Source organism: Mycobacterium sp. NGS54 (genome assembly GCF_059812465.1).
Genome location: NZ_JCALCS010000011.1, coordinates 73,363 through 93,072, shown reverse-complemented (window position 1 = coordinate 93,072; position 19,710 = coordinate 73,363). Strand labels below are relative to the sequence as shown.

The 19,710-nt window shown below is 69.4% G+C and carries 9 protein-coding genes; 4 read left to right on the top strand and 5 right to left on the bottom strand.

Features of this window, described 5'->3' with window-relative positions:
- Positions 1-56 precede the first annotated feature (56 nt).
- Positions 57-1,478, bottom strand: a complete 1,422-nt coding sequence (locus AC5Y5E_RS29345; RefSeq protein WP_499907362.1) for a condensation domain-containing protein — start codon at positions 1,476-1,478, stop codon at positions 57-59.
- Positions 1,479-1,928: 450 nt separating this feature from the next.
- Here AC5Y5E_RS29345 and AC5Y5E_RS29340 point away from each other — a divergent pair, with 450 nt between their 5' ends.
- Complete coding sequence (locus tag AC5Y5E_RS29340) at positions 1,929-13,064, top strand: type I polyketide synthase (protein ID WP_499907360.1); 11,136 nt, start codon at positions 1,929-1,931, stop codon at positions 13,062-13,064.
- A gap of 12 nt (positions 13,065-13,076) precedes the next feature.
- Here AC5Y5E_RS29340 and AC5Y5E_RS29335 read toward each other — a convergent pair whose 3' ends face one another.
- Genes AC5Y5E_RS29335 through AC5Y5E_RS29325 form a run of 3 tightly spaced genes read right to left on the bottom strand, consistent with a single transcriptional unit; the run spans position 13,077 to position 15,777 of the window.
- Positions 13,077-13,499, bottom strand: a complete 423-nt coding sequence (locus AC5Y5E_RS29335; RefSeq protein WP_499907358.1) for a PPOX class F420-dependent oxidoreductase — start codon at positions 13,497-13,499, stop codon at positions 13,077-13,079.
- Between the two features lie 3 nt (positions 13,500-13,502).
- Positions 13,503-14,609 (bottom strand): acyl-CoA dehydrogenase family protein, encoded by a 1,107-nt coding sequence (locus AC5Y5E_RS29330; RefSeq protein ID WP_499907356.1) that lies wholly within the window; start codon positions 14,607-14,609, stop codon positions 13,503-13,505.
- Between the two features lie 7 nt (positions 14,610-14,616).
- A complete protein-coding gene (locus tag AC5Y5E_RS29325) occupies positions 14,617-15,777 on the bottom strand; it encodes an acyl-CoA dehydrogenase family protein (protein ID WP_499907354.1) in 1,161 nt (386 codons plus the stop codon).
- Between the two features lie 154 nt (positions 15,778-15,931).
- Here AC5Y5E_RS29325 and AC5Y5E_RS29320 point away from each other — a divergent pair, with 154 nt between their 5' ends.
- Genes AC5Y5E_RS29320 through holA form a run of 3 tightly spaced genes read left to right on the top strand, consistent with a single transcriptional unit; the run spans position 15,932 to position 19,359 of the window.
- Entirely contained in the window at positions 15,932-16,798 is an 867-nt protein-coding gene (locus AC5Y5E_RS29320) for a ComEA family DNA-binding protein (protein ID WP_499907352.1), read from the top strand.
- A gap of 50 nt (positions 16,799-16,848) precedes the next feature.
- Positions 16,849-18,378, top strand: a complete 1,530-nt coding sequence (locus AC5Y5E_RS29315; protein ID WP_499907523.1) for a ComEC/Rec2 family competence protein — start codon at positions 16,849-16,851, stop codon at positions 18,376-18,378.
- A 30-nt stretch (positions 18,379-18,408) separates the two neighbouring features.
- Positions 18,409-19,359, top strand: a complete 951-nt coding sequence (holA, locus tag AC5Y5E_RS29310; RefSeq protein WP_499907521.1) for a DNA polymerase III subunit delta — start codon at positions 18,409-18,411, stop codon at positions 19,357-19,359.
- A gap of 21 nt (positions 19,360-19,380) precedes the next feature.
- On the opposite strand, the gene rpsT is transcribed toward holA, so the two are convergent.
- Positions 19,381-19,641, bottom strand: a complete 261-nt coding sequence (gene rpsT, locus AC5Y5E_RS29305; protein WP_499907350.1) for a 30S ribosomal protein S20 — start codon at positions 19,639-19,641, stop codon at positions 19,381-19,383.
- Between the last annotated feature and the right edge of the window lie 69 nt (positions 19,642-19,710).

Here is a 19,710-nt window from a genome sequence, read left to right as displayed (position 1 = left end):
TTGGCCTCACCTCAAACCACACAATTTCCCACTTCGAGCCATTGAACTACTCCGCGCTAGGCGACGCGTCCCCAATGCCCGCTGTCCGCGACCCGCGCGCATACGGACCTCATCGCTTCCATGTAGCGGGTAACCGATTTCTGGGCGATCGGATTGTCGGGGTACATGATCGCCATTGCCGTGCCCTCCCCGTACCGAAACACATAGATGGTCAGTTGATACGAATAGCGGCCGTCGGAATAGATTCCTAAATTGTTCGCGTAACCCAGGTCGGCCGCGGCCAAGACGGCGTTGAGCGGTGCGGCTCCGCCATGCAAGAAGTTCGAGACCGGAAAATTCGGCTCCGGCCAGTGCAACCACGGCGCCAATTCCAGGACGCGGTAATACGGCACCTTCGCCAGGTCCAGGCCCGAATCGAAAGAGGCCTGCGCCGCCCAGGCGGCGTCGGCGAACGAGGCCGCGGCTATCGGCACGGTGATCGGGACAAGGCCGGTGAACCAACCCTGCGTCATGAAATTGTCCGTGGTCCGGCGGGTGTCCCTGGGGGTGAGGCCGTAGTAGGTGAGGGCGCCCGTGAACTCGTGCTCTACCAGGGCGAAGCAGGCGAACAGGCCGCCGATGAAGCGCGCGCCGACCGCCGTGCAGGCCGATTCGAATCGCTTCGTCTGCTCCGGGTCCATCAGGAATTCGGAGAGCAATTCGCTGTTGCTCGGCTCCGAAGGATCACCCAGCGGGAGCGGAAATTCGGGAAAGCCACCGTTGTTGTTCTCGGCGAAGTCGATCCAGGAACGCACCTGCGGTGAATCCAGGGTCAACGTCGACGCGTACTGGCGCTCGCGCGTGCAGAAGTCGTTGAAGCTGCCGGCCTGGGGCAGCGCGAGGGGTTCACCACCGCCGCTCAACGCCGCGTACATTCCGTTGGCCTCGAGCATCGTCGTGCCGATCAATGTCGCGTCCCCGTGGACGTGGTCCATGGCGACAAAGAAAGTGAAATGATTGTCGTTTCGGACGATTCCGAAGGTGAAGCAGCCCCACTCCAACGGATTCGGAATGGCCACCAGGTGCGCGCGTATTTCGTCGACCGTCATGGTGCCGTGGTCGATCGGCGTGAATTCGATATCGGCGGCATCCGCGAGGGTGTGCCTGACGAATTCGCCATTCTCGGCGGGCTCGAACCAGCTGCGGAACGTGTCATGCCGACGGAGGTAGGCGTTGACGGCGTGGTCCATGGCGGAAATGTCGCACTGGCCGGGTACCTCACAGGTGGCGATGATCTGTCGCGAAAAGTCGAGCCCGGCGGCGGTCCGCTCGTGGTAGTTGCGCAGATGCTGACCCTGCATGTAGCTGACCGGCACCGAACTGACCGGCGCTTGGCGGGCCTTCTCCAGGGCCGCGGCGGTCGGATGCCACGAGATGACCGCCCCCGCGGTCGGCGTCCAATCACCGAGCGAGCCGATCCTAATTTTCCCGATGCGCAAATGTGCTCCCCAGTTTCACGGCGGCACGTCCGCTCCGCCGGTAGCGAGACCCAAGATAGCCCCTCGCGCTGCCAACGTCCCCGACATGCACAGATCCGCGCGCAACAGCTCAACCCGCCCGGCCCGCCGTGGTGATCGAACCCCCTGGGCGACCGTCGAGGCGGGCGCGGCGGGACCCGCACGCGACAACCTGTGCGCGTCGCGCCACCGCGAATCGGCCCGTGCTTGTAATACTGGTAGGCGTAGTGGATTCGGCTGCGGCAACCCGGCCCGGATGTGTAGATTCGCGATGACAGTCGCTGTAAGGCAGTACCCGGGGGGGTTCTGCCAGCTCTGGTCCTGGGTGTGTGCAGTGGGCGGCCTAGGACGTGGTTCGAAGAAACCACGGCTCCGGCGCCGCAAGGGCCCGCGGGCATCAAATTTTCCGGTCGAAACGGGGAGGACAACCGCATGACATTCGTCGAAGACCCGATGGAGCGGCCGTTGGCTTCCGGGGGCTTCGCGATCGTCGGGTACGCGGCGCGTTTTCCGGGTGCGGCGGATGCGGACGAATTCTGGCGGGTGTTGGCCGAGGGCCGGGACGCGATATCGGAGGTGCCCCAGGACCGGTGGGATGTCGACGAATTCTTCGATCCGGATCCCGACGTGCCCGGCAAGGTTGTGACCCGGCGGGCGGGTTTCGTCGATGACGTAACGGGATTCGACGCGCCGTTCTTCGGGATGTCGGCGCGCGAGGTCAGGTTGATGGACCCGCAGCATCGGCTGCTGCTGGAGACGGCGTGGCGGGCGGTGGAGCATTCCGGCACCGCGCCAACGGCTTTGGCGAACACCAACACCGGTGTGTTCATGGGTCTATCCACCCACGACTACCTCGGAATGATGTCGCACGACCTGACTTCCGCCGAGATCGAGGCATATCTGGCAATCGGGACGTCGAACGCCGCGGCGGCGGGCCGGATCAGTTATCGGTTGGGGCTGCAGGGCCCGTCGGTCGCGGTCGACACCGCGTGCAGTTCGTCGTTGGTGGCGATCCATCAGGCCTGCCAGGCGCTGCGCTTGGGGGAATGCGACCTCGCGTTGGCCGGCGGCGCGAACGTCCTGCTCACCCCGGCGACCATGATCACCTTTTCCCACGCGCACATGCTCGCGCCCGACGGCAGGTGCAAGACCTTCGATGCCGCCGCGGACGGCTACGTGCGCGGCGAGGGTTGCGGCGTCATCGTCGTGAAGCGGCTCGAAGACGCGATCCGAGACGGCGACCGGATCAGGGCCGTGATCCGGGGCAGCGCGATCAATCAGGACGGTGCGTCGGGCGGGTTGACGGTGCCGAACGGCATTGCCCAGCAAAGGGTTATCGCCGAGGCGTGCAAGCGCGCCGGCGTCACACCCGGCGACGTCGGATACCTGGAGGCACACGGGACCGGGACGTCGCTCGGCGATCCGATCGAAGCGCAGGCCGCGGGCGCGGTGTTCGGCGAGGGCCGCGACCCCAGCCGGCCGTTGTTGATCGGTTCGGTCAAGACGAACATCGGCCATCTGGAGGCCGCCGCGGGAATCGCGGGCGTGATCAAGGTCATCCTGTCGCTCGAGCACGAGTCGCTGCCGCAGCACCTGCACTTCCGCAATCCGTCGCCGCACATTCCGTGGGAACGGCTTCCCGTCCAGGTCGTGCAGGAGGCCACCGCCTGGGAGCGCGACGGTCGGCCACGCATCGCGGGAGTCAGCTCGTTCGGCTTCGCCGGGACCAATGCGCACGTCGTGATCGAGGAAGCTCCGGCGACGGTCGGTGGGGCGGGTCAAGGCGCGGTGGCACCGGGTCGGGGCGACCAACGGTTCAGGGTGCTTCCGCTGTCGGCGCGCACGCCCGCCGCGCTGGTGCAGATCGCCGATCAATACCGCAGCTGGTTGAGCGCGCACCCTGAGGCCTCGTTGACCGACGTGTGCTTCACCGCCGGGGTGGGGCGAGCGCACTTCGAGCACCGGGCCGCGTTGGTGATCAACTCGAAGGAATCGGCTACGGAACTGCTCGGTGCGCTCGCCGACGACCGTCCGGCGCTCGGCCTGCTGCGCGGGATATCCGACGACACGCCGAAGACGGCGTGGCTGTTCACCGGTCAAGGCAGCCAGTACCCGGGCATGGCCCGCGAGCTGTTCGACACCGAGCCGGTGTTCGCCGAGACGGTGACCCGCTGCGCGGCAGTGGTCGCGGACGTCCTCGAAAAGCCTTTGCTGGATGTGATTTTCGACGTGGACGGCCCCGACAAGGAAGAGACGCTGCGGCAGACCTCCTACGCCCAACCGGCCTTGTTCGCCGTGGAGATGGGCCTGGCGCGGCTGTGGCAGTCGTGGGGCTTCGAACCCGACGTGGTGCTGGGCCATAGCGTGGGCCAGTACGCGGCCGCCTGCGTTGCGGGCGTGCTCAGCCTGGAGGACGGCGCGCTGCTGATGGCCAAGCGTGGCCGCCTTTTCGGGAGCTTGCCCGCGGGCGGCCGCATGGTCGCGGTGTTCACCGCCGCCGAGCGGGTCGAGGGCCTCACCGACGAATTCCCGAGCCTGTCGGTTGCCGCCTACAACGGTGCCAACACCGTACTTTCCGGACCCGCGCAGGATCTGGACCAGGCGGTGGCCGGCCTGGCGGCCGACGGTGTCCGGTGTGACTGGTTAGACACCAGCCACGCGTTCCACTCCTCGCTCCTGGATCCGATCCTCGACGAGTTCGAGGCGTACGCGAACCGGTTCGATTTCCGCCCGCCGCAACGGATTTTGGTGTGCAACCGCACCGGCGCAGCGCTCGGCAGGAGCGTGAAACTCGATGGCTCCTATTGGCGTCGCCACGCGCGCCAACCGGTGGAATTCGCCAAGAGCGTGCGCACCCTCGCCGAGCTGAATTGCAGGGTGTTGCTGGAGATCGGCCCGCATCCGGTGCTCACGGCCGCGGCCCTGCGGGCGTGGCCCGACCCGGGCACGGCGCCGCGGGCCATCGCCTCGCTGCGGCGAAACGCCGCCGACCACCGCCAGCTCAGCGAAGCCCTCGCGGGGGCCTACGTCCTGGGCCACCTACCCGACTTCGGCGGCGTCATCGGACCGGCGCACAAGGTCGACCTGCCGCCCTACCCGTTCCAGCATCGCGAGTACTGGTACCGCGACACTCGGGAGCGCCCAAACCAACAACAGAACAGCGCCGCGAGCACCGAAACCGTCCGGCTTCTCGAGGACGGCCGGCTCGAGGAACTCGCCGCACTGCTCGACGGTGCGAACGGCGATCAGCAGACCGTGAACGTGCTGACGAAGCTTGCGGCACAACACAACCAGCAGCGTGAGATCCGGTCCATCGTGGACGACCGCTACGAGGTTCGCTGGGAGAAATCCATCGCCGAGGCCGCAAACGCCACCGACGCGGAAGCCGGCGAGCGATCGGCGTGGCTGCTCATCGGCAATGATGCCGACGCGGTTGGGCCGTTGGTCGACGTGCTGACCTCGCGTGGCCATCAACATCGGGTTCTCGGGTTGCCGGTGTCCGACGCCGACGAGGAACAGCTCGTGGCCGCGTTGCGCGCCGCGGAGGCGGACGAATCGACGTCGCACATCCTGCACGTCGCGGCGCTCGACTCCGACGCCGCACCGTCGGCGCGGTCGCTGCTGCGGATGCAACATCGAATCCTGGGCGGCACACGGCGGCTCTTCCGCGCCGCGGTGTCCGCCGAACTGCGCCGGCCCATCTGGGTGGTAACGCGTGGCGCGCAACGGGTCACCGACGCGGACACCGTGTCACCGGATCAGAGCTGCCTCTGGGGATTCGGTCGGGCCGCCGCGCTGGAGCATCCGCAGGCGTGGGGCGGACTGGCGGACCTGTCGCCGGGCCGGGAAAACGAAGCCGCCGAATGGTCGCGGCTGATCGACCGGTTGACGGCGGCGCCGCGCGACACGGCCGTCCGGGAAGATCAAGTCGCGCTGCGTGATCAAGCGGTCTACGTTCCCCGGTTGGTTCGGCGGGGCGGGCAGGCGGGCGCCGCACCGCTGGCGCTGCGCGACGACGCAACCTACCTGGTGACCGGGGGACTGGGTTCGGTCGGACTGGAAATTGCCGGATATTTGGCCGCGCACGGCGCCCGGCACCTGGTGCTGACTGGCCGGCGCGCGCCCACCGATACCGCCCAACGGCGCATTGATGCCATCGGCGAACAGCACGGCTGCGAAGTCCGGGTCATCGCGGCCGATGTCGCCGACGCGCACGCCGTCGCGCGCCTGCTGGCCATCATGCAGGCCGAACTGCCGCCGGTGGCCGGCATCGTGCACGCCGCGGGCGAGATCGGCACCACGCCGCTGCGCGCCCTGGACGACGCCGAGGTGGATCGGGTATTCGCCGGGAAGGTTTGGGGCGCTTGGAATTTGAGCGAAGCCGCCTTGGACGCCTTCGGCCTGCAGCTGGACTTCTTCGTGAGCACCTCCTCGATCGCCTCGGTGTGGGGCGGTTTCGGTCAGACCGCCTATGGCGCGGCCAACGCCTTCCTCGACGGGCATGCCTGGCGGCTGCGCGAGCACGGCGTTCCCGCGATCAGCGTGAATTTCGGTCCCTGGGCGGCGGGCATGGCCGACGAGCAGGCCCGTGCCCAACTGGATCGGCGCGGGGTCCTGACGTTGGGGCCCTCCGATGCGCTGGCGGGGATGGCCGAGCTCATGGCGGCTTCCTCCGCGCAGGGGGCGGCCAACGGGGTAGTGGCCCGGATCGACTGGGCCCGCTTCCTGCCGCTCTATCAGCAAGCGGGGCGGCGGTCATTGCTGGCGGAGCTGGAACGTGAGGTGCCGGCTTCCGTGCAGGCGGCGACGCTGTCCGGGGCGTCCGGAACGACTCGACTCGTCGAACGGCTCACCAACGCGCCGGTGCAGCAGCGCAAAAAGCTTGTGGTGGATTACCTGCGCGAGGCGGTCGCGGAGGTGACGCGAGTCGACGCCTCGGAGATCCGCGAGGACGCCGGGTTCTTCGATCTCGGCATGGATTCGCTGATGGCCATCGAATTGCGGCAGCGGCTCGAGCAAGGAGTGGGCCAGGAGATACCGGCGACCCTGGCGATGGACCACCCACGCCTGGTCGACGTGGCCGACTATCTGCTGGGCGACGTGCTCGGTCTCAGCGAGCAGGCGGACGCCAGGCCGCGTCGGGCGCCGGTCGTGGCGACGCGCACGGATGAGCCGATCGCGATCGTCGCGGTGGCGTGCCGTTTTCCCGGCGCGCCGAATCCCGAAGCGTTCTGGGAGGTGTTATCCGGCGGTGTCGATGCGATCCGGGAGATCCCGGAGGACCGATTCGACATCGACGAGTTCTACGACCCGGACCCGGAGACGCCGGGCAAGATCTACAGCCGCTTCGGCGGATTCATCGACGAGATCGACGGATTCGACCCGGAATTCTTCGGGATTTCCCCGCGCGAGGCCGTTTGGATCGATCCGCAGCAGCGGCTCATGCTGGAAACGGCCTGGGAGGGCCTCGAGAGGGCGGGGTACGCGCCATCCGCCTTGCGCGGCAGCCGAAGCGGCATCTTCGTGGGGGTGGGCGCCAACGAGTACTCGCATCTGCTGTCCGCCGAGTCGGTCGAGAAGCTCGAGCCCCACTTCATCACCGGCAATGCGCTGAACGCCATTTCGGGCCGGGTCGCGTTCGCGCTCGGACTGGAGGGACCGGCGGTCGCGGTCGACACCGCGTGCAGCTCGTCGCTGGTGGCCGTCCACCAGGCCTGCCAGGCACTGCATTCCGGTGACTGCGATTTGGCGTTGGCCGGTGGGGTGAACGTCTTGCTGAGTCCGGTGACGATCATCGCCGCGTCGCGCGCCAGGATGCTTTCCCCCGTCGGGAGATGCAAGACCTTCGACGCCTCCGCCGATGGTTATGTGCGCAGCGAGGGCTGCGGGATTCTGGTGCTCAAGAGGCTCAGCGACGCGGTGCGCGACGGCGACCGTGTTTGCGCCGTCATTCCGAGCAGCGCGGTCAATCAGGACGGCGCATCCAGCGGTCTGACGGTGCCCAATGGTGGTGCGCAGCAACGGCTTATCAGCGCGGCGCTGTCCCGCGCCGGTCTCGTCGGCGGGGACGTCGACTATCTGGAGGCGCACGGGACGGGTACCGCTTTGGGTGACCCCATCGAGGTGCAGGCGGCGGGGGCCGTGTTCGGCGCCGCCCGTGCCGCGGACCGGCCGTTGCTGATCGGATCGGTGAAGACCAACATCGGCCACCTCGAGTCGGCATCGGGGGTCGCCGGCCTGATCAAGGTCGTGCTGTCGCTGCAGCATGAAATGCTGCCGCAGAGCCTGCATTTCGAGACGCCGTCGCCGCACATCCCGTGGGATTCGCTGCCGGTGCGGGTCGTGGACAGGGCCATTCCGTGGCAGGCCAACGGAAAACCGCGTCGTGCCGGCGTCAGCTCCTTCGGGTTCACCGGCACCAATGCGCACGTGGTGATCGAGGAGGCGCCACCGCTTGCCGCGACCGCCGACGAGTACTCGACGAGCGACATCTTCCGCGACGACACCTCCTCGTCGTCGGAGTCGGACGCTCAAGCGGAACCGGTCGAGGTGCTGCCGCTGTCCGCGCGGTCACCGGAGGCGCTGGTGGCGTTGGTCCAGCGCTACGGGGAATGGCTGAATGCCCACCCCAAGGTCGACATCGCCGACGTGTGCTTCACGGCGGGGGCCGGGCGTTCGCATTTCGAGCACCGGGCCGCGCTGGTCGTCGATTCGGTTCAGGGCGCCCGCGAGGTGTTGGCCGAGTTGGCCGAGAACCGGATGCGACCGGGGGCGGTGCGAGGCGAGTGCACCGACCGGCCGACGACGGCGTGGTTGTTCACCGGGCAGGGCAGCCAGTACCCGGGGATGGCGCGCGAGTTGTTCGGCGCGGAACCGGTTTTCGCGGACGCGGTGACCCGCTGCGCCGAGGCGGTCGACGGGATGCTGCCGCGCCCGTTGCTGGAGGTACTGTTCGCCACCGACAGGGAAACCGGCGGTGCAGCTGCAAAGATGCTGCGGCACACTTCTTTTGCTCAGCCCGCGCTTTTCGCCGTCGAGATGGGCCTGGCCCGGCTGTGGCAGTCCTGGGGCATCGAGCCCGACGTGGTGCTGGGGCACAGCGTGGGCCAGTACGCGGCGGCGTGTGTGGCCGGGGTTTTCAGCCTCGAGGACGGGGCACGGCTGATCGCCGCGCGCGGCCGGCTGTTCGGCAGCCTGCCCGAAGGTGGCCGAATGGTGGCGGTGTTCGCCGACGCCAAGTACGTCGAGGAGATCGCCGGAGACTTCCCTCGGGTGTCGGTCGCCGCCTACAACGGGCCGAACACCGTGCTCTCTGGACCCGGCGAGGATCTGGAACAGATCTCCGCCCGCTGCGGCGGTGACGGGATCCGGTGCAGCTGGCTGGAAACCAGCCACGCGTTCCACTCGGAGCTGCTGGACCCGGTGCTGGATGAATTCGAGTCGTACGCGGCGCGGATGGAGTTCGCCGTGCCGACGTTGCCGCTTGTCTGCAACCGCACCGGCGCCGTGCTCACGGCGGAAACCCTGCTGGACGCACAATATTGGCGGCGGCATTCCCGCCAGCCGGTGCAGTTCGCCGAAAGCGTGCGCACCATCGCGGCGCTGGGCTGCTCGGTGTTGATGGAAATCGGCCCGCAACCGGTTCTGACCGGCGCCGCGGTCCAGGTCTGGCCGGAACATCTGGCCGCCCCGCGGGCGATCGTTTCGCTGCGCAAGGGCATCGGCGACCGGCGCCAGATCGCGGAAGCGGTGGCCGCGGCCTACGTCAGCGGCCACCGGCCCAATTTCGCCGCGCTGCATCGTCAATCCCACCACCGACTGGAACTGCCCACCTATCCGTTCCAGCGCCGTCACTTCTGGCCCAAAACGTCCGGGGTCGCCGGCCTCGACGGACCGGGGGCCGGCGTGTCCGGAATTTTGGGTAACGCAAAAGATCTCGCGTCCGGCGACTGTGTCTATACGAGCCGGCTGTCGGTCAAGTCGCAGCCGTGGCTTTCCGATCACGTCATCTACGGCACCGTCGTCGTTCCCGGCGCGACCTACGCGGCGATGGCCCTCGCCGCCGTCGGGGCACCGGCGCGGGTGCAGGACGTCTTCTTCTACGAGCCGATCATCCTGCCCGAGAAGGCTTCTCGCGAGGTGCAGCTGACCCTGTATCCGCTGGACGCAGGCGGCTGGAGCTTCCGCGTGCACAGCCGCCCCTACGGCGTCAGCGATGCCGAATGGTCGCTGAACGCCGACGGAACGGTCGTCACCGGTGTCGCCGATGTCGAGGCGGAGTCCCCGGACTCCGCGGAATCCGCGGAATCCATCGACGCGACGATCGAGCGGATGAACCGCATGCGTCCGCAGCAGCTTTTTGAGACCTTCGCGGACATGGAGCTGGCCTGGGGGCCCTGCTGGTCCGGTTCGTTGAAGTCGCTGTGGCTCGGTGAGGGCGAGGCGATCGGCGATATCAGCGTCGGCGAGGAACTGATCGAACACCTCGGAACCGAGCCGATGCATCCGGTGCTGATGGACCTCTGCACCGGCGTCGCGTTCCCGGCGTTCCCGGCGCTTCTCGCCGCCGAACAGGGTGTGAACGATTTGTTCCTGCCGCTGCGGTACGGCGCGGTGGAGCTGCGGGGGAAGATGCCGCGGCGGTTTTACTGCCGCGCGAAATGGCACGCCAGCGACCTGGACAGCGAAACCCAGGTCTTCGATCTCGACTTCGTCGACCGGGATGGCCGCCGCCTCGGCGGGATTCGCGAGTTCACGGTCAAACGCGCGCCGCGGGAGGCGTTACTGCGCGGGCTCGGCGGCGACGCCACCCGGCTGTTGTACACCCTAGGCTGGCACGAGGTGCCGGCGCCGCCGTCGAACGCCGACGCCGAGGGCACCCGAAATGTGAACGGCACCTGGCTGGTTGCGGGATTCGATGAGCTGGCGGCCGAGCTACCGGGCTGCATCGCTTTTGATCCGACCACCGATCAGGAGCCCGTGGGGCGGCTGTTGGCCCAGGCCAAGGAGCGCGGTATGCCGTTCTCCGGGATCGTCTGGCGCAGCGCCGGACCGAGCGCGGAAGAGTCGGAGGCGCAATCCGCCGCGCGCCTGGAGGCCGAGGTCGCCCAGCTGCTCAGCGTCGTGCACACCGTGCAGGCCGACGGGACGGTCAAACTTCCGGGCGGGCTGTGGATCGTCACCGAACGCGCCGTGGCCACCGAATCCGGCGAGCCGGTCGACCCGGTGCAGGCGGCCCTGTGGGGCCTCGGGCGCACCATCGTCAACGAGGAACCGGCCCTGCGCTGCAGGATGGTCGATTGCGACGGGTCAGAGCAGGCCGTGCATTTGCTGGCCGGTCTTCTCGGCACGCCGATCGAGGAGCCCGAACTCGCGGTGCGGCAAGGCAAATTCTTGGCGTCCCGGCTGCTGCAATGGTCGCGCAGCGGTCATCTCGCGATGCCGCGGGCAACCGATTACGTCCTGGCGCCCACCGAACGCGGCGCCATCGACAACCTGCGCCTGAGTGAGGCCGAGGTGCCGCCGCCGGACGGCGGCTATGTGCAGGTCCGCGTGGAGGCCGCCGGTTTGAACTTCCGGGACGTGCTCAACGTGCTGGGCCTCTACCCGGGCGATCCGGGCCCGATCGGCGGTGACTTCGCCGGTGTCGTCACCCAATTGGGCGGCGGCGTCACCGGGCTCGAGGTCGGCCAGCGCGTCTTCGGCTTCATGCAGGGCGCGTTCGCCAGCCGGTTCAACGTGCCGGCCCAGCTGCTGGCGCCAATTCCAGACGGGCTCAGTGCGGTCGACGCGGCGACGATTCCCGCCGCGGCGCTGACGGCGCGGCTCGCGTTCGACTGGGCGCAGCTGAAGCCCGGTGACCGCGTCCTCATCCACGCCGCCAGCGGCGGTGTCGGGTTGGCCGCCATCCAGCTGGCGCAGCAGCGCGGCGCGACCGTGTTCGCCACCGCCAGCACCTACAAGCGCGCGACGCTGCACAAGCTGGGCGTGGAACACGTCTACGACTCGCGCAGTACGGATTTCGCCGACCAGATACTGGCGGACACCGGCGGTGCGGGTGTCGATGTGGTGCTCAACAGCCTGACCAACGAGGGGTTTGTCGAGGCGACCGTGCGGGCCACCGCACAGGGCGGCCGGTTCGCCGAGATCGCCAAGCGCGACATCTGGACCCCGGAGCAGATGGCGGCGGCCCGTCCCGACATCGCCTACGAGATCGTCGCGCTGGACACGGTTACCTTCCAGGAGCCCGAACGCATCCGTGGCCTGCTGGGCGAGGTGTCCCATGGGTTGGCCAGCGGCGAGTGGACACCACTGCCCGCCGAGATCTACCCGCTGACGGAGGCGAAGACGGCGTTCCGCCGCATGCAGCAGGCGCGCCACGTCGGCAAGATCGTGCTGCAGATGCCCAAACCGCTTCAGCCGCGCGGGGATCGAAGCTACCTGATCACCGGTGGGCTCGGCGCGATCGGCCTGCACATGGCCGCCTATCTGGCCCAGCTCGGTGCCGGCGACATCGTGTTGACCAGCCGCCGCGCACCCGACGCGGACGCACAACGCGCGATCGTTGACATCACCGAGCGCTACCGGTGCCGCATCCACGTCTTCGCGGCCGACGTCGGCGACGAGGCGCAAGTCGAAAGTCTGCTGGCGCGGATCCGGGCGGAGTTGCCGCCGCTCGCGGGGGTGGCGCACTTCGCGGGCGTCCTCGACGACGCGCTGCTATCCGAGCAGAACCTGGAGCGCTTCCGCACGACGCTGGCGCCAAAGGCCTTCGGCGCCTGCTACTTGGACAGGTTGACCAGAGACGACGATCTCGACTTCTTCATCGTGTCCTCCTCGGTGGCCAGCCTGCTCGGTTCGCCCGGCCAGGCCAACTATTCGACCGCCAACGCGCTGCTCGACGGCCTGGTCGCGGAGCGCAAGGCGCACGGCTTGCCGGCGACCGGCGTCAACCTCGGTCCCTGGGGCAAGGGGGGCATGGCGTCTTCGGAGGCCGCGCGCGCCAATCTCGGTGCGCAAGGCCTGATTCCGTTGGAACCCACGGCCGCCCTCAATGCGCTCGCCGAGGCCGTCGCCAGCGGGACCGGGCAGGCGACCGTGATCAAGGCCAACTGGCAGCGCGCCGCCAAGCTGCTGGGCGCGTCCCGGCCGCCGATTCTCGACCTGGTGTTGCCCAGCGCGGTGACGGAGGCGACCGGCGACAGCGAGTTGCTGCGGCAACTGCAGGAAATACCGGTGGCCCAGCGCGCCGGCTTCATCACCGAATTCCTGCAGCGCGAGGTGCAGGGCTTCCTGCGGCTCGCCCAGCCGCCGGCCGCGACCAGCCGGTTCCTGGACCTCGGTACGGATTCACTGATGGCGGTCGAGCTGCGCAACCGGCTGTACAGCCAGTTCGGTGGGGCGTTCACGATCAACGCCACCGCGGTATTCGACTATCCGACGATCGGGGGGCTCGCCGAGTACCTCGCCGGTCAGCTGCCGGATTCGGAACCGGAGCCGGCCCCGGCCCCGGAGGAGGCGGAAGCGCCGGCGGTGGATGCGGAATCGCCTACCGCGGATCCGAGTTGATGCCCCCGCGCGTCAATCGGCGATATCGAATCCGGAGATGACCTTGGTGGGGCGCACCCGCACCACCAGTTCGCCCGGAACGGCGTTGCGGCGGCCGAACTCGTCGGCGCGCTCGGCGCCCATGTAGCGCGCGCCGGTCCGCGTCGCGATGTCCAGCACGTCGGGCTGATGCTCGCTCACCGAGGCCACGCCCTGCACCTGGACGAACGAATACGGCGGATGCGGGTCGTCGACGCAGATCGCGACCCGCGAATCCCTGGCCAGCGCACGACCTTTCGAGGTGTCGCGGCCGGTGGTGAACACCAGCTGGCCGTCGTCGACGACGAACCAGACCGGTGCGACCAGCGGCCGCCCGTCGGCAGCGACGTACCCGAGCATCCCGGTGCGGGTGCCGGCCGACAGGAACTCGACCACCTGCTCGGAGAGCTCGGCCATACGCTAGAGCCGGGCCAGGTCGTAGTCGCCGAGGTGGTCGATCAGGTTGTGCAGGTGGTCGTTCGAGGTTCCCAGCGTGTGCTCGATCGCGGTGAGCCGGGCCGCGTAGTGGCTGACGGGGTACTCCGCGGTCACGCCGATTCCGCCGTGCATCTGGATCGACTCCTGCGCAATGTGCCGCCCCGACCGGCCGATCTGCACCTTGGCGCGCGACGCGATCAGCGGGTCGAGGTTACCGTCGGCGATCGACATTGCGGCGTAGAAGCTCATGCTGCGCGCCACCTCCAGCGACACGTACATGTCGGCGGCCCGCTGGGTGAGCGCCTGGAACTTGTTGAGCGTCACGCCGAACTGCTTGCGGGTCTTGAGGTAGTCGGTGGTCAGGCGGAGCGCTTCCTCCATCGCGCCGACGGCTTCGGAGCACAACGCCGACTGGATGCGGATGACGGCGTCGCGAATGGCGAGCGAGGCGTCGCCCCCCTCGCCGAGCGGTTCGGCCGCGGCGCCGTCGAGATCGACCTGTGCGCCGCGTTGCCCGTCGAACGTCCGGTAGGGGTGCCTCGCCACCGCGGCTGCGTCGACCAGGAACAGGCCGGTGCCGCCGTCGGGCAATGCGGCGCTGACCAGCAACGCGTCGGCGCAGTCACCGGCGAGCACCGGGTTCTTTCTGCCGCTCAACGTCCATGAATCACCTTGCCGCACAGCGGCAGTGGTAACCGTAGCGGTCGGGGTGCGGTGGCCGGGTTCCAGGTGGGCGAAGGCCAGCAGGCGTTGGCCGGCCGCGACCTCGTCGAGCTGTTGTTTCTGCGCGTCGCTGCCCAGCTCGGCGATCAGCGCGCCCGGTGCCAGCGCGGCGTGCAGGATGGGTTCGGGGGCCAGCCGGCGCCCGACCTCGGTGAGCACCACCATGATCTCGATCTGGCCGGCCTCCTCCGGCTCGAACCCGAGGCCGAGGATCCCGGTGTCGGCGAGCTGGCTCCACACCTCCCGGCTCCAGCCGAGGTCGGACCCGATGACCTTGTTGCGGCTCTCCGGGTCGTAGGTGCGCGACAGCAGGTCGCGGGTGGTGTCGCGAAGCAGGGCCTGCTCGTCGGTCAACTGAAAGTCCATTGCTGCCTCACAATCCGAGAATGGTGGACGCGATGATGTTGCGCTGCACTTCGCTGCTGCCGCCGTAGATCGACGTCTTGCGGTAGTTGAGGTAGTGCGGCGCGCTGTGTTGTGCCCACGACGGCGATGAGATGTCTTCGCCATCGGCGGGCAGCGCGTCCGCGCCGGCGACCTCGACCAGCAGCTCGGTTGCGATCTGCTGCAACTGGCTGCCGCGCAGCTTGAGCACCGACGACGCCGGGTTGGGCTGGCCGTCCGCGGAGTCCGAAACCACCCGCGACTGCGTGAGTTCCAGTGCCAGGACGTCGTTTTCGGCCTCGGCGAGCCGCGCCGCGAACAGGGGATCGCTGAGCATCCCGGTTTGCGCCGCGTGTTTCTTCACCTCGGCGAGGCGCACTTTGGTGCGCCCCACACCGGCGATGCCGGTGCGTTCGTTGCCGAGCAGGAATTTCGCGTACGACCAGCCCTGATTCTCGTGTCCCACAAGCTGATCGACGGGCACCCGGACGTCGGAGAAGAACAACTCGTTGACCTCCTGGCCGCCGTCGATCGTCTTGATCGGGCGCAGTGTGATGCCCGGGGTCTTCATGTCGAAGAGCAGAAACGAGATGCCGGCCTGGCGCTTGGGCGCCTGCGGGTCGGTGCGCACCAGGCAGAAGATCCAGTCCGCATACTGGCCGAGCGTTGTCCAGGTCTTCTGGCCGTTAACGATGTAGTGGTCACCGTCCCGGACCGCGGTGGTGCGCAGCGACGCCAGATCGGAGCCGGCCTCGGGTTCGGAGAAACCCTGGCACCACCAGATGTCGAGGCTGGCCGTCGGCGGCAGGAAGCGTTGTTTGATCTCCTCGGAACCGAATTCGGCGATCACCGGGCCGACCATCTTGGTATTGAAGTTCAGCGGCTCGGGCACGCAGGCCAGTTGCATCTCGTCGGCCCAGATCTGGTGCTGGGTGGGCGTCCAGTCCTTGCCGCCCCATTCGACGGGCCAACTCGGGACCGCCAGGCCGTGCTCGTGCAGGATCTTGTGGCTCGTGACGATGTCGTCGCGGCGCACCGACGCCGCACCCTGGCGCACCCGGTCCCGCAGCTCCTCGGGGATCTGGGTGGTGTAGAAGGTGCGAAGCTCGTCGCGGAACGCGGCTTCCTCCGGTGTGAGCGCCAGTTGCATGGCAGCCTCCTTGGGTTGAGGTGAACGTCGCGACCGTTCCATCTTTACCCATCATCTTCGGTGCTTGTGCACAGCCTCGAATTGGTCCACAGTCCGGCATCGCGACGCCGTCGCGCGGGCCCGTCATGGCGGTCGGCGCGCCTACGGTCGGCGCATGCGAACGGAACTGCCCGGCGAGCGACTGCAGCGGCGCCTCGGTGCCGACCCGGAGACCGATTCGGCCGACGAGTCGGACTCGGAGGAACAGTCCCCGGACTCGGCCGAATCAGAAGACCCGAACTCACTGTTGCCGCGCTGGCTTCCCGACGCCGCCGACCACCGGGGCTGGGTGGCGAAGATGCGCGCTGACCCCGGCCGCGCCGGCGCCATCGCCTTGGCGGTGGTGGCGGCCCTCGCGGTGCTGGTGACGGTGTTCACCCTGCTGCGCGACCGGCCGGCGCCGGTGATGTCGGCCAAGCTGCCACCGGTGGAGAAGGCCGCCACCGCGAGCCCCAGGTCGTCGGCCAGCCCGGGCGCCGGGCAGCCCGCCGCTCCCGACCGGCCGGTGGTGGTCAGCGTGGTCGGGCTGGTGCACACCCCCGGGCTGGTCACCCTGGCGCCCGGCGCCCGCATCGCCGACGCGCTGCAGGCCGCCGGGGGACCGGTGAACGGCGCCGACACCATCGGACTGAACATGGCCCGCCCGGTCGGCGACGGCGAGCAGATCGTGGTCGGGATCGCCCCCGTCCCGGGGCAGCGGACGGCACTGGGCAGCTCGGTGTCCGCCGGCACGTCGCCGGCACCCGGGGCGGCGGGGCCAGCCTCGGGGACGCTGAAGCCGAAGGCCGGCGAGGTGCTCGACCTCAACACCGCGACCCAGGAGGAGCTCGACGCGCTGCCCGGGGTCGGGCCGGTCACCGCCGCGGCGATCGTGGCCTGGCGGCAGGCGAACGGGAAATTCGCCAGCGTCGACCAGCTCGCCGACGTCGATGGCATCGGCCCGGCGCGGCTGGAAAAACTGCGCCCGCTGGTGCGTGTCTGACGGCGGTGCGCGACGCGGCCCACGCCGACCCGGCCTCGGCGCGCCTCGATGTGCGCCTGGTCCCCGCCGCGCTCACCGCCTGGGTGGTCACCGCCGGCGGGATCTGGTGGCCGATCGGACGCGCGGCCGCGTGCTGCTGCGTCGTGCTGCTCGGCGTGGCGGCGGCGCTGGCGTGCTACGCGGCGCGCGGGCCGGCCCGCGCCCGGCCGCTGCGGACGCTCGGCGCCGGCCTGGTGGCGGTCGGCGTGGTGGGCGCAGGGTACGGGCTGGCGATAGCGCTGCGCACCGACGCGGTCGCTCGCCACCCGATCACCGCGGCGTTCGGTACGGCCGCCCCGGTGACGGTCAGCCCCACCGAGAGCGCGCTGCCCCTGGGCCCGGGCCGGCTGATGTTTCGCGCCACCCTGCAGCGCCTGCGCGACGACAGGATGTCCGGCCGGGTGGTCGTCTTCGCGCGGGCATCGGACTTCGGCGACCTCACGGTGGGCCAGCCCGTGCGGTTCACCGCACGCATCAGCCGTCCGGGCCGCCGTGACCTGACGGTCGCGGTGCTCAACGCGTCGGGCCGTCCGACGATGGGCACCGCCGGTGCCGTGCAGCGCGCCGCCCACGCCGTGCGCGGCAGGCTCGCCGTCGCCGCCCGCGAGACCCTGACCGCCGACGAGGCCGCGATGCTGCCCGCCCTGGTTCTCGGTGACACCTCGGCTGTCACCGGGCAGACCAGCCGCGACTTTCGCGCGGCGGGCATGACGCACCTGACCGCGGTGTCGGGGGCCAACGTCACGATCGTGTGCGGGGCCGTGCTGTTCTCGGCGCGGTTGATCGGCCCGCGCGCCGCAGTCGCTCTCGCCGCGGTGGCGCTGGTGGCGTTCGTCATCGTCGTGCAGCCGACGGCCAGCGTGCTGCGGGCCGCCGTGATGGCCGCCATCGCGCTGACGGGCGTGCTGTCGTCGCGTCGGCGCCAGGCGATTCCGGCCCTGTCGGCCGCGGTGCTGATGTTGCTGGCGCTCGCTCCGCAGCTCGCCGTCGACGTGGGCTTCGGGCTGTCCGTGCTGGCGACGGCCGCGCTGATCGTCATCGCGCCGGCCTGGTCGCGGCGCCTGGTCGACAGGGGCTGGCCCAAGCCGCTGGCCGACGCGCTCGCCGTCGCGTGCGCCGCGCACATGGTGACCGCCCCGCTCGTCGCCGGCATCTCGGGCCGGGTCAGCCTCGTCGCCGTGGCGGCCAACCTCGCGGTCGCGCCCATGATCGCGCCGATCACGGTGCTCGGCAGCGCGGCGGCCCTGCTGTGCGTGGCGTGGCCCGCCGGGGCGCAGTTGTTGATCCGTTTCACCGGCCCCGAACTGTGGTGGGTCCTGCACGTGGCGAGGTGGTCGGCCGGCGCGCCCGCGGCGACGCTGCCCGTGCCGGCCGGTGCGCCCGGTGTGGCGCTGGTCGCCGCGGGCACGGTGTCGGTGCTTCTGGTGGCCCGGCTGCTCTGGCGGTGGCGCTGGTTTCGCCGGGCGGTCGGATGGGCCGGGGGAGCGGTCGCGGTGTGCGCGCTCGGCTGGTCGCTGTCGGGGGTCGTCGCCGGGTCGTGACACCATCGTGGGGTGAGCGATGTTGCACACCTGCACCTGGTGTTGGGGGACGAAGAGCTGCTGGTCGAGCGGGCGGTGGCCGACGTGCTGCGGTCGGCGCGCGAGCGCGCCGGTACCGATGACGTCCCGGTGAGCCGGATGCGGGCCGGCGACGTCGGCACCTACGAACTCGCCGAGCTGCTGAGCCCGTCGCTGTTCGCCGACGAGCGCATCGTCGTGCTGGAAGCGGCCGCCGAAGCGGGCAAAGAAGCGGCCGCGGTCATCGCCGGGGCCGCCGCCGACGTTCCTTCGGGCACGGTGCTGGTGGTGGTGCATTCGGGCGGCGGGCGCGCCAAGGCGCTGGCCACCGAGCTGCAGTCGCTGGGCGCCGAGGTGCATCCGTGCGCCCGGATCGCCAAGCTCAGCGAGCGCGTCGACTTCATCCGCAAGGAGTTCCGCGCGCTGCGGGTCAAGGTCGACGAGGAGACCGTGACGGCTCTGCTGGACGCCGTCGGCTCCGACGTGCGCGAGCTGGCCGCCGCGTGTTCACAACTCGTCGCCGACACCGCCGGTGACGTCAGCGCCGCCGCGGTGCGCCGCTACCACAGCGGGAAGGCGGAGGTGAAGGGCTTCGACATCGCCGACAAGGCGGTCACCGGCGACGTCGCGGGGGCCACCGAGGCGCTGCGCTGGGCGATGATGCGCGGCGAACCGCTGGTGGTGCTGGCCGACGCGCTGGCCGAGGCCGTGCACACCATCGGCCGGGTGGGTCCGCTGTCCGGCGACCCCTACCGCCTGGCGTCGCAGCTGGGCATGCCGCCGTGGCGCGTGCAGAAAGCCCAGAAGCAGGCCCGGCGCTGGACGCGCGAGACGGTTGCGGTCGCGATGAAAGTGGTGGCGGAACTCAACGCCAACGTGAAGGGGGCCGTCGCCGACGCGGACTACGCGCTGGAATCGGCGGTCAGGCAGGTCGCCGAATTGGTGGCCGACCGGGGCCACTGACAGGCTTCTGCGGCCCGGTGCTCAGATCTTGTTGAGGGCCCGCGCCAGCGCCGACTTCCTGTTGGCGGCCTGGTTCTTGTGGATCACGCCCTTGCTGGCCGCCTTGTCCAGCTTGCGGTTGGTCGAGACCAGCAGCTCCGCGGCCTTCTCTTTGTCGCCGCCGTCGGCGGCCTCCCGGAACGCGCGGACGGCGGTACGCAGCGAGGACTTCACCGACTTGTTGCGAAGCCGGGCGCGCTCGTTGGTCTTGATGCGCTTCTGCTGCGACTTGATGTTGGCCACGCGTGAGTTCCTTCTACGAATCGGTGTTTGCGGTACTTTTCGGGGGGCGCCCCACACCCAATAGCGACT